At 44.3% G+C, this 11,656-nt stretch carries 12 protein-coding genes; 4 read left to right on the top strand and 8 right to left on the bottom strand.

Annotation, left to right across the window (positions count from 1 at the left end; translation table 11 throughout):
• From DPF90_RS05165 to lpcA, 3 genes are all read right to left on the bottom strand, one after another.
• The coding region (locus DPF90_RS05165; RefSeq protein ID WP_205395164.1) for a transposase domain-containing protein at positions 1 to 216 on the bottom strand (216 nt) is incomplete at its 3' end.
• Positions 217 to 338: 122 nt separating this feature from the next.
• Positions 339 to 1,184 carry a class II glutamine amidotransferase gene (locus tag DPF90_RS05160; RefSeq protein WP_114785249.1) on the bottom strand — a complete coding sequence of 282 codons (846 nt, stop codon included), beginning with the start codon at positions 1,182 to 1,184 and terminating at the stop codon, positions 339 to 341.
• Positions 1,185 to 1,272: 88 nt separating this feature from the next.
• Positions 1,273 to 1,851, bottom strand: a complete 579-nt coding sequence (lpcA, locus tag DPF90_RS05155; protein ID WP_114785266.1) for a D-sedoheptulose 7-phosphate isomerase — start codon at positions 1,849 to 1,851, stop codon at positions 1,273 to 1,275.
• Positions 1,852 to 2,158: 307 nt separating this feature from the next.
• Here lpcA and fadE point away from each other — a divergent pair, with 307 nt between their 5' ends.
• A complete protein-coding gene (gene fadE, locus DPF90_RS05150; RefSeq protein WP_114785248.1) occupies positions 2,159 to 4,609 on the top strand; it encodes an acyl-CoA dehydrogenase FadE in 2,451 nt (816 codons plus the stop codon).
• A gap of 57 nt (positions 4,610 to 4,666) precedes the next feature.
• On the opposite strand, the gene DPF90_RS05145 is transcribed toward fadE, so the two are convergent.
• Both DPF90_RS05145 and dnaQ read right to left on the bottom strand, forming a co-directional pair.
• Positions 4,667 to 5,920, bottom strand: a complete 1,254-nt coding sequence (locus DPF90_RS05145) for a TIGR03503 family protein (protein ID WP_114785247.1) — start codon at positions 5,918 to 5,920, stop codon at positions 4,667 to 4,669.
• Between the two features lie 8 nt (positions 5,921 to 5,928).
• Positions 5,929 to 6,672: a DNA polymerase III subunit epsilon gene (gene dnaQ, locus DPF90_RS05140; RefSeq protein ID WP_114785246.1), complete on the bottom strand. Its 744-nt coding sequence runs from the start codon at positions 6,670 to 6,672 to the stop codon at positions 5,929 to 5,931.
• Positions 6,673 to 6,728: 56 nt separating this feature from the next.
• Here dnaQ and rnhA point away from each other — a divergent pair, with 56 nt between their 5' ends.
• Positions 6,729 to 7,193: a ribonuclease HI gene (gene rnhA, locus DPF90_RS05135; protein ID WP_114785245.1), complete on the top strand. Its 465-nt coding sequence runs from the start codon at positions 6,729 to 6,731 to the stop codon at positions 7,191 to 7,193.
• A 5-nt stretch (positions 7,194 to 7,198) separates the two neighbouring features.
• Here the strand turns inward: rnhA and DPF90_RS05130 are convergent, their stop codons facing one another.
• Positions 7,199 to 7,927 carry a class I SAM-dependent methyltransferase gene (locus tag DPF90_RS05130; protein WP_114785244.1) on the bottom strand — a complete coding sequence of 243 codons (729 nt, stop codon included), beginning with the start codon at positions 7,925 to 7,927 and terminating at the stop codon, positions 7,199 to 7,201.
• Positions 7,928 to 7,965: 38 nt separating this feature from the next.
• Here DPF90_RS05130 and gloB point away from each other — a divergent pair, with 38 nt between their 5' ends.
• Together gloB and DPF90_RS05120 are read left to right on the top strand one after the other, a co-directional pair.
• On the top strand, positions 7,966 to 8,724 hold the full coding sequence (gene gloB, locus DPF90_RS05125; protein WP_114785243.1) for a hydroxyacylglutathione hydrolase: 759 nt from the start codon (positions 7,966 to 7,968) through the stop codon (positions 8,722 to 8,724).
• A 70-nt stretch (positions 8,725 to 8,794) separates the two neighbouring features.
• Positions 8,795 to 10,351 (top strand): LysM peptidoglycan-binding domain-containing protein, encoded by a 1,557-nt coding sequence (locus tag DPF90_RS05120; RefSeq protein ID WP_114785265.1) that lies wholly within the window; start codon positions 8,795 to 8,797, stop codon positions 10,349 to 10,351.
• Positions 10,352 to 10,374: 23 nt separating this feature from the next.
• Here DPF90_RS05120 and DPF90_RS05115 read toward each other — a convergent pair whose 3' ends face one another.
• Both DPF90_RS05115 and glnB read right to left on the bottom strand, forming a co-directional pair.
• A complete protein-coding gene (locus DPF90_RS05115; RefSeq protein WP_114785242.1) occupies positions 10,375 to 11,241 on the bottom strand; it encodes an endonuclease/exonuclease/phosphatase family protein in 867 nt (288 codons plus the stop codon).
• A 32-nt stretch (positions 11,242 to 11,273) separates the two neighbouring features.
• Entirely contained in the window at positions 11,274 to 11,612 is a 339-nt protein-coding gene (gene glnB / locus DPF90_RS05110; protein ID WP_160929636.1) for a nitrogen regulatory protein P-II, read from the bottom strand.
• Between the last annotated feature and the right edge of the window lie 44 nt (positions 11,613 to 11,656).

Raw genomic sequence — 11,656 nt, 5'->3', positions numbered from 1 at the left:
GCAAACCTCTTTAATGGATTTATTTCTCTGCAATCCCATCCAAATGACGAGCCATACGGCTTGTTGGGCTGGTAGCCGACGCCTTCTGATACTCGCTTTAGATGTTTCATAGAGAGCTTGCTCTATCCATTCAAGTTGAATGGCATTAATTACAGACTCATAATTTTTGCCATCTTCAATAGTATCATGAGCTAGAACTAACTCTTCAGCCAACATAGAAAAATCCCCACTAACAAAGTTAGTGGGGATTATCATACGATCCCAGGATCGTTCAAGTCTCTAAACCGATCGGCATTAGATGGTAATACATCAGCCTTTTTAGTTTCTCGCAATGATACTTATTCTAGAGGCTCAGTCGGCGCTTGGCATTTCACTTTTTTCTCGGCAAAAGGCACATCGATGAGTTGATCGGCATTGCCATCGGCCAATTCTCCACAATGGAACAAGCCAAACTCTCCGGGCTTCATTCGGTGCCATTCTTCATTATCAGTCAGAGGTTGAGTAGCAATAACAGACACCACATCATTTGGTGTCGTCTCTTCCTGAAAGTTGATCTCTACATCTTCATCAATCAAAGACGCTTTACCAAATGGCGCTCGGCGGGTAATCCAGTACAAATGGTTAGTACAATAGGTCATTACATATTCACCATCAGACAACAGCATATTAAATACGCCCTTCTCGCGCAGTTTGTCACAGCACTGAGCGATAAACTTAAAGACACTCGCCATGTCTTGAGGTGGCTGCGGGTACTTGTCTTCCATTTGCTTTAGTAACCAGCAAAAAGACAGCTCACTGTCGGTTTGGCCAACGGGACGATGGCGCCCTGTCACCAAATCTTGGTAATCACATAACTGGCCGTTGTGAGCAAAGGTCCAATAACGTCCCCACAACTCACGAGTAAAAGGGTGCGTGTTTTCAAGGTTCACCGCACCGCGGTTTGCCTGGCGTATGTGGCTGATCACAGCACAACTTTTGATTGGATAGTTTTGGACTAGTTCGGCAATTTTGGAATCACAACTTGGGTTAGGATCTTTAAAATTACGAAAGCCCTTCCCCTCATAAAAGGTAATGCCCCAACCATCACGATGCGGGCCGGTATTACCGCCGCGTTGCATCAATCCAGTAAAACTAAAACAAATATCAGTCGGCACATTGGCGCTCATTCCGAGCAGTTCACACATAGCTCAAAAAGCTCCTTATAAAACAGCAATACCAGTGCTTAACACTGGTATTATATAAGTTCAATTAACCCTTAACCATTTACAATGATTACTTTTCCATCTCTTTTTCGATTAACTGAATCACTATGTGGATGATCTTGATGTGCACTTCTTGAATGCGATCAGCATAGCCAAAGTGAGGGACACGAATTTCAATATCCGCAAGCCCCGCCATCTTACCGCCGTCTTTGCCAGTTAACGCGATGGTTTTCATTCCTTTAGCTTTTGCCGCTTCAATTGCCTTTAGAATATTGCCTGAATTACCAGAGGTTGATAAACCAAACAAGACATCGCCGGTAGAGCCAACAGCTTCAACATAGCGAGAAAAAACATGGTCGTAACCAAAGTCATTACTCACGCAAGACAAATGGCTAGGATCTGAAATCGCAATGCCTGGGTAGCCAGGGCGGTTCTCACGGTAGCGGCCTGTTAGCTCTTCAGCAAAATGCATCGCATCACAATGCGAGCCGCCATTTCCACAAGAAAGCACTTTGCCGCCTTGTTTGAAAGAATCAGCGAGCATCTTGGCTGCTGCTTCGATTTGAGCAATATTTTGTTCATTACTCAAAAATGCATTCAGTACGTCAGCAGCTTCCGTTAATTCTTTTTTGATCAAATCCTGATACATAGGTTGTTCTCTAATTATTGGGTCTTCAAAGGTCGAGGTTTTTATCGACATAGTTATAGTCAGAGTTTACTCAAACAATCCTCAGTGTCGATAGCTGCCAGCAAACAATTCCATTTTTATCGTGATTCTGCGCCTAAAAAACCCGCTCCCTTCTTCATTTTTAGGTTTTTTACTCTACTAAGATCACTTTTCATGCACATTTATGTTTTACATTTATTTAATATTTTTATTACACTCTTACTGGTTGGACCTCTAGCTGCATTACAGCGTATAACTAGATAGTAACGCTGAACAAGGAACATAAATCATGGACACTTTGCTCTCAATACTTGGATTTTCTGTCGTACTGGCAGTCTGTCTTTATCACCGAACAGCCTTGATAAAATCTGTGGCTGCTCTTACCGCAACCTTATTAGTACTGTCAGTCTTTGGCGCTGCAGGTTCAGTTAGCTGGATCCTTTTCATAGCGTCAGTGGCTGTTCTTACCATCCCCTCGTTACGTCAGTCACTGATCAGTAAAAAAGCGCTGACTGTATTTAGAAAAGTGCTGCCTGAAATGTCACAGACAGAAAAAGAAGCACTAGATGCGGGGACGGTTTGGTGGGAAGCTGAACTGTTCAAAGGGAAACCAAATTGGAACGCGCTGCATGATATTCGCGCACCCGAGCTCAGTGCTGAAGAACAAGCATTCCTCGATGGTCCAGTCAGTGAAGTCTGCGCCATGGTCAATGACTATCAGGTGACTCATGAACTCGCAGACTTACCACCAGAGATATGGCAATACCTAAAAGACAAAAAATTCTTCGCCATGATCATCAAGAAAAAGTATGGCGGTTTAGAGTTTTCGGCTTACGCTCAATCTCTCGTTTTGCAAAAGCTTACCGGCGTGTCATCGGTTCTGTCTTCAACCGTTGGCGTACCAAATTCACTTGGCCCTGGCGAGCTTCTTCAGCACTATGGAACCAAAGAACAAAAAGATCACTACCTTCCAAGACTTGCTGAAGGCAAAGAGATCCCATGTTTTGCTTTAACCAGCCCAGAAGCGGGATCCGATGCAGGCTCAATTCCAGACTTTGGCATAGTGTGTAAAGGGAAATGGGAAGGAAAAGAAGTGCTAGGTATGCGCCTAACGTGGAACAAGCGCTATATCACATTAGCGCCCATCGCTACCGTGCTTGGTTTAGCCTTTAAGCTGCGTGATCCAGAGGGGTTATTGGGTGACGAGCAAGAGGTAGGCATCACATGTGCGCTTATCCCAACCAATCTAAAAGGTGTGGAAATAGGTAACCGACATTTCCCGCTTAATGTGCCGTTTCAAAATGGCCCTACACGTGGTGAAGATCTATTCGTCCCATTAGATTTCATTATCGGTGGCCCTAAAATGGCAGGCCAAGGTTGGCGTATGTTGGTTGAGTGTTTATCAGTCGGACGTGGTATTACACTTCCTTCAAACTCAACCGGCGGCATCAAAACCGCGGCGCTGGCCACAGGTGCATATGCACGTATCCGTCGTCAATTTAAACAGCCTATCGGCCTAATGGAAGGGGTTGAAGAACCGCTCGCTCGTTTGGGTGGTAATGCCTATGTCATGGATGCCGCAAGTAACCTCACAGTGGCCGGAATCGACCTTGGACAAAAACCATCGGTTATCTCTGCGATTGTTAAATACCACTGTACCCACAGGGGTCAGCAAAGCATCATAGATGCCATGGACATCGTTGGTGGTAAGGGTATCTGTTTAGGCCCATCAAACTTCTTAGCTCGCGGCTACCAAGGTGCGCCGATAGCGGTGACCGTTGAAGGTGCTAATATCCTAACCCGTTCAATGATTATTTATGGTCAAGGCGCAATTCGCTGTCATCCATACGTACTTGAAGAAATGGATGCCGCTTATTCTCAAGACTCAGATGCGCTAGATAAATTTGACGCCGCCTTAGCAGGCCACGTTAGCTTTACTCTGAGTAACCTAGTACGCAGCTTCTGGTTAGGCCTGACAGATGGTCGTTTTTCATCGACACCGGTGAACGACTCGACCAGTCGCTACTATCAACAGCTGAATCGTTACAGTGCAAATATTGCCTTCCTATCTGATATTTCAATGGCGGTATTGGGCGGCACCTTAAAACGTAAAGAAAGACTTTCTGCCCGTTTAGGTGACATCCTCAGCCAGCTGTATCTAAGCTCTGCAACATTGAAACGTTTTGATAGTGATGGTCGTATTGCCGATGACTTGCCGTTATTACACTGGGGGCTTCAAGACAGTCTAAAGCAAGCAGAAATTGCTATTGATGAGCTGTTGGCTAACTTCCCTAACAAGTGGTTAGGAAAAGCATTAAGATTTGTGATTCTTCCTTTTGGTCGAATTAGAAAAGCCCCTAGCGATCAACTCGATAGTGAAGTAGCGCGGATTCTACAAACACCATCAGCAACGCGTGATCGTTTAGGACGTAACCAATATTTCCAAGCGAGCGAATTTAATGCCGCTGGTAAAGTTGAGCAAGCGCTGCATGTCATTTTGCAAGCTGAACCTGTGTTTAACAAGGTATGCCAAGCGATAGATGAGCGACGTCCATTCTTAAGATTGGATCTCATCGCAGATATTGGCTTAGAAAAAGGCATTATAGACTCAGACGATGCCAAGTTACTGCGAGATGCAGAGCAGCACCGTTTGTATGTGATCAACGTGGATGACTTTGACCCAAAGCACTTAGCTGCGACACCCAAAGAGGCGTTTCCTCGGATGGATGAAGTAGCGTAAAACAAACAACAAGGGCTGCCTAGGCAGCCCTTTCCTTTTATGGTGCCAATGGTTTCACTACTTCTTAGGCATCTCTAACTGCATTTCAGGTATTTCTTCTTTCTTCGGTCTTAATTTCAGTTTGCCGATACCAAAATACATTGCTACCCCAATAAGAATCACGACTATGTTGGCCACAGCAATCATAATCATGGTATTGGTGCGCTTTTCTTCTCGCATTTCAAGCAAACGCATTTCTTCCATTAATTTCTGCTGTTTTAGTCTCTCTTCTTCCTGAAGTCTTCGGGTTTCGGCAATATCAACTTCTTGAAGAACGCTGTATGTCTGCTTTTTGATTGGAAAATAGAGTGGTCGACCCGAACCTAATTCAGTCGCAAAAGCTTGCCCCATCCAAGAGTAGTTGCCAATATCCCCGTTATACGGGATCGGTATTAATACTCTCTCAGCCTCTTCAGCAGCACTTTTTGCCATCACATACTCTTCACCATCTGGCGACATATGTTCGATTTGAGCCGCAATACTACCCGGCTCTATCATGCCTTTCTCACCCGAAACCGCCACCATGTGCTCTTTACCTTCAAAGCGGCTTTGAATAAAAGTGGTTTGTATCGGCGTTGGATAGACCAAAACTTCTTGCTCTTGAGCCCGCAGGAAAACACCATTACCTGAGGTGATGCGAACGCGGTACTTGCCCGGTTCTGGAGTGATATTGAGTGATACAGTAAAGACACCATCTCCAGCTACCTCGTCCAAACCAACCCCATCATCAGCAAAGTCTCCAATTTTATGGGCGATCGGCCTTGCTTCTTTGATGAGTGACGCTTCATTTTCCACATACTTAGTGAAAGTCACCAAGAGATTGATTCTATCTAGAAAGTCTCTCATCACTATCGGTTGGTCGTCAGAAGTAATGCGAGCGGTGAATTTTATTTGCTCTCCCTGAAACAATCGAGATGGCATTCTTTCCGTGGTAAGAGCGAGGTGAGAGATCAAAACGATTTTATTTTTTGGGGTAACTTTACCTACGGCCTGCCATGGCCCTGGCATCGGCTTATCGATGGAGATGATATCCATTGCTGGTTCTTGGTACCAGCGCACATTATCCGGCTTACGCCATGCATAATATTTTTTACCATCAGGACGCACCAAAACCACAGGTCGTGAGCGTTCAGCTCGATAAACAACAAAAGTGATTTGCTCTATGGTCGGATCGACTCGAAATCGATTATCAAGCAGAGTCATTGAAGATTCCTCAGCATACACAAAGGCACTGGCTAACAAACCAAATAAGGTAAACCAAATCTTCAACATTTCTTCTCCTACTGACGCCAGAGGCAGCTGCCGCTCTCCTCAACTAGGTCTAAACGATCACTGTGTGCTTTTAGTTCATCGGCCGTGGCTCGGATAACCTTTAGCGATTTTCGTCCACCAGACACTCGTTTTATAGATTCTCCTCCCAATCCACCATCTGCCGATTGACTTGAGCTAAACTGCAATGATGTCTGGCCACCTGTCATCAATAAGTATACATCGGCCAAAATCTCGGCATCAAGCAAAGCGCCGTGAAGAGTTCGATGTGAATTGTCTATCCCGTATCGGTCACACAATACGTCGAGGTTATTGCGCTTGCCTGGGAAGATTTTCTTCGCCATCGCAAGGGTATCGGTAACTCGGCAGAAGTCATGAGTTTTACCTATGTTAGGATCCAATAATGAAAACTCATGGTCCATAAAACCGGTATCAAAGGGCGCATTGTGCGCGACCAGCTCGGCACCGTGAATAAATGCTAGAAACTCTTGGTGAACATCACGATACTCTGGCTTATCGACCAGAAATTCGTCCGTGATACCGTGAACTTCAATCGCATCCGGTTGAATGGCACGATCCGGCTTGAGGTAGACATGAAAATGGCGCCCTGTCAGCTTACGGTTGATGATTTCAACCGCACCGATTTCTATAATGCGATGGCCTTGATAATGAGGGCCACCTTCTCGGTTCATACCGGTTGTTTCGGTATCGAGAACCACAATACGATTGTGATTGGAATTGTTGCTGGTATTCATAACAAATTGTGTGTCAGACTATACAAATTCTACGCTTACCCCAATAGTATCAAATCATGACGAAACTGGTGGAAATTTTCACAGATGGATCTTGCCTGGGTAATCCAGGACCGGGCGGCTATGGTATTGTGCTGCGCTACAAACAAGTCGAAAAAACGCTCAGCCAAGGCTTTACCCTAACGACCAATAACCGTATGGAAATGATGGCGACTATAATCGCACTGCAAAGCTTAAAAGAGCCTTGTCAGGTCATACTCACCACTGATAGCCAATATGTAAGGCAAGGCATCACCCAATGGATCCACAATTGGAAAAAGCGCGACTGGAAAACCTCAGATAAAAAACCAGTTAAAAATGCGGACCTTTGGAAGGATCTCGATACAGAAACAGCTCGCCATGATGTTGACTGGCGCTGGGTAAAAGGCCATGCTGGCCACCGAGAAAATGAAATGTGTGATGAATTAGCCCGCACCGCGGCTGAAAACCCAACCGAAGAGGACACAGGTTACCAACCAAGTTAATTCCACTACTTACTGGATATTTTATAGTTGACGCTAACTGGCGTCAGCTTACGTTTTAGCTTCCAATGAGGTTTAATGGGTTTGAGAGGGTAACTTCTTTTACGTGCGACGATAAAATACAAACTCCCCATAGGTGAAGCCCAGTCTCCTAAGCTGTTTTCAAGCCAAGTCCACATAGTTCGGTAGGTTTCCATCGGAAACAAAGCGTATTGATCGCAATCTAAGATCTGGTAATTAAGAATATTGAGCCAATCTTTAATTCTACTCGGGGTGAACATACGCCCACTCCAAGGTAAATTGTTTTTTCTCCAAGGCATTAAACTCGATAACCCCGTCAAGCTGACAGGGTTAAAACCCGTGATAATAATATACCCATCATCAATCATCACACGGTCCACTTCGCGCAGCATTCGATGCGGATCATTGCAGTAATCTAGCTGGTGAGCTAATACAACTACATCAAAGCTTTTTTCGAGAAAAGGTAGGTTGAACCCGTCAGCAATGACATTGTGGAGGGGGTTCTGAATATCAAGGTGAACTTGATGTTGAATATTACAGTTAAAGCTGGTTAACTCGCAGCTGAGCCCTCCCAGCTTAAGCATATGATAGCCAAATAGTTTTGGGCACCATTCATCAATACGCGTTTGTATTGATTCGCTAACCCATTGGCCATTCTTAAGCTGAGACCATGAATGAGGCTTTTCAAGCTTCTTAAAACTTCGTGCTGGCTTCATACTTAACCTGCTTTACTCTGGAAACTGGAGAAACAACCATGTTAGATATCAAAAGCATACCTGCATTCAATGATAATTACATCTGGCTAATTGAAAATAGCGATCAACATTGTGCTGTTGTTGACCCAGGAGATGCTGCCCCTGTAATACGATATCTAGAACAACATAATTTAACTTTAGATGCCATTTTAATCACACATCATCATAACGATCACATTGGTGGCGTACCTGAACTGGTCAGGCAATTTCCACACATTGATGTGGTAGGTCCTGCCAATGAACCCATTCCCACATTGACTCATGCTGTTGAAGCAGGCGAACAAATTGAATTATTTGGCGAAGTATTCTTAGTATTGGGGCTTGAGGGTCATACCAAAGGGCATATAGGCTACGTTGGTGATGGTAAGCTTTTCTGTGGCGATGTGCTCTTCTCAGCAGGTTGTGGAAGGATTTTTGAAGGCTCTATGTCTCAAATGCATACTTCATTAAACAAACTCGTAACCTTGGCAGAAGAGACCAAGGTCTACTGCGCTCACGAATATACCGCTAGTAATGTCGCGTTTGCTCTTGCCGTTGAGCCTGATAACCCCTTACTCCAAAAGTATCGTGATGAGGTAAACCGCCTCAGAGCGCAGAATAAACCGACTGTGCCAACAACAATCGGTAAAGAAAAACACATCAACCCATTTCTGAGAACTGACCAGCCAAGTGTTATTCGCTCGGTCGCGAACCGAACATCAAACACCGATTCTCTCGCTATATTTACCGCACTACGCGAATGGAAGAATGAATTTTGAGGCGTTGTAACTTGTCACCATGGTATTTAGACAAGTATTATCAGCAGCCAACAAGCAAAAGGGTTGTGAAATGCGAGTAACACATAGCTGGATATTAGCGCTACTGCTGACGGGATGTCAGCTAACCCAGCAAACAGAAAACCAAGTATCACCATCTCAAAACACCAATCATTCTCCTGAACAGACATCCGGTCAGATGGCAAAAAAACCAGAGAACGACAGCGGACCGGCGCTATCCCCTAAATCCCAAGAAGATCTTTGGCAACGCATTGCTATGCAACTTGAATTGCCAGTCTCAAATGACAAGATGGTCGACTACTATCGTACTTGGTATCTGACACACCCCAAGCATTTAGAAACTGTCTCAGAGCGAGCCCAGCCATTTTTATATCTGATCACCGAAAAAATTGAACAACGAGGCTTGCCTTTAGAGCTAGCATTACTGCCAATTGTCGAAAGCTCATTTGATGCTTTTGCCTATTCTCATGGCAGCGCTGCTGGACTGTGGCAGTTTGTTCCCAGTACTGGAAAATACTACGGATTGACACAGAATTATTGGTACGACGGCCGCCGAGATGTATCCGCCTCAACTGATGCGGCTTTAGATTATCTTAGCGCATTAAATGACCGCTTCGAGGGCAATTGGAATCATGCCATCGCAGCTTATAACAGTGGTGGCGGTCGAGTATCCAGTGCGATTCGTAAGAATCAAAGACTAGGCAAACCTACTGACTTCTTTTCTCTTGATTTGCCAGAAGAAACCAGCGGATATGTGCCGAAGTTAATGGCTTTAGCCGACATCATCGCCAATCAGGATAAATATGACATAGATATCCCACCAATTGCCAATAAACCCGCAGTACAACTCATCGATCCTAAAGAGCAACTCGATCTCGCGATTGCTGCAGGTTATGCCGATATTAGTGTCAAACAAATACAAGCATTAAACCCTGCCTATAATCAGTGGGCAACCGCTCCTAGTGGCCCTCATCAACTGCTTATACCTGTCAGTAGCATAGATAGATTTCAAACAAGTCTTGCCAATAATCGTGGAAAAGGCATGAAATTGGTGAGACATAAGGTGAAATCGGGAGATAGTCTAAGTGCCCTTGCCGATCAATATAGTACCACCACCAAAGTTATCAAAAATGCCAATAACTTAGTTAGCGACTCAATTCGAATCGGGCAATTTCTTATGATCCCGACATCGACCAAAAGCGATGCCGCTTATATTCTTAGCGCAAGTAATAGATTGGCCAAGGCACAAGCGAAATCACGGGGTCAGTACAAACTCATTCATACGGTGCGTTCAGGTGAAAGCCTTTGGACCATAGCCCGCGCTAACAAGGTATCCCATCAATCTCTGGCAAAATGGAATGGCATGAGCCCCAAAGATACCCTGCAAGTAGGGCAAACTTTAGTGATTTGGAAGAACACATCAGAGGGAGCTGTCATTCGCACCATTTTCTATAGCGTAAAAAATGGTGACACTATTAGTGCGATTGCAGATAAATTCAAAGTCAATTCCAAGGATATAGTCAAATGGAATGACCTGAGTCGGCAGAAATACCTGCAACCAGGCCAAAAACTAAAACTGTACATCGATGTCACCAAAGTTAGTGCATAACACTCACTTTAGTGACTTTTTACCTAGGGTTGAGGTCTATCTACATCAATTAACTCAAAATACGCTTCAATAGGATTATGGTCGGAAGCATCAGAGATTGGTGCTTCTGCTCTTATAAAGTTCAGCCCTCGATAAAACACATGATCCAATGCGTGACCAGTAATAAACTGAGTTCGGTTATCAGGAGAGTAGTTCGCTTCGATGAGGCCAAGCTGATTGAAAGCCTGTTCAATCACTGCGATACGCGCTTCACTCCAGCTGTTAAAGTCACCCGCGACTATGATTGGACCACTGTGCTTATCCACCAAATCCATCAAGGTATCAAATTGTTTCTGATACTCTTGGGTACCATAGGTAAAATTGACTGCGTGGATATTAATAACCGCCAGCAGTTGACCATTTGAAAGAGGATAAGTGGTATAAAGTGCCGATTTAGGCAAGCGGAGCCAAGGCTCTAATTCTGTGTAGGCACACGCCTTTTGCGGCGTCGTGTGAGATAAATTCAATACCCCAACGCTGGTATCAAATATCTCGAATGCATCAACCTGATACGCATACCACCGCTGAGATTTAAGCCAATTTTTTAATTCGAGAGTTAAACGAGATTCTTGTAACAGAACTAAGTGTTTATTTTTCACATAAGACTGCAAACTTTGCTGCCAATTGCCCCGGTTTTGTTTATAAATATTCCATACAAGTAGGTTTAGCTGACCATTGTCATCAAGCTTACCATTCGATGAATTTTCTACACAATATTGGGAGAACGCCTCATTTGATGGCGATATTAAAGCAATTTTCGGCTGACTTGGCAGAGAAAAAATGGCGTAAAACGCCGCAAATCCAGCCAACACCATGCCCGTTAGACCAAGCAAAAACCACTTAGTCTTCATTCAACGCACCAACAGAGCCCATACTGTAACGATTATATCGCCTCTTCATCCTCTTCACCTGTTCGTATGCGAACAACACGTTCAATATCGGTAATAAAGATTTTACCGTCACCAATTTTTCCCGTCTGAGCAGTATCAATAATGGTGTCAACACATTGATCGGCTACATCATCTGTCACCGCAATTTCCAGTTTTACTTTAGGCAAAAAGTCCACCATGTATTCAGCGCCACGATAGAGCTCTGTATGTCCTTTCTGACGGCCAAACCCTTTCACTTCTGAGACCGTCATGCCTGTAATTCCCACCTCAGCCAGGGCTTCTCTTACGTCATCTAATTTAAATGGTTTAATAATGGCTTCTATTTTTTTCATCTTCATCCCTTAATTTTCAAAAGCGTCTATATTATCCCATGGTC

Source organism: Vibrio tetraodonis, assembly GCF_003350295.1.
In the GTDB taxonomy this organism is placed as follows: Bacteria; Pseudomonadota; Gammaproteobacteria; order Enterobacterales; family Vibrionaceae; genus Vibrio; species Vibrio tetraodonis.
Note: the sequence above shows the minus strand (reverse complement) of the source record. Positions and strands in the feature narration are given on the sequence as shown.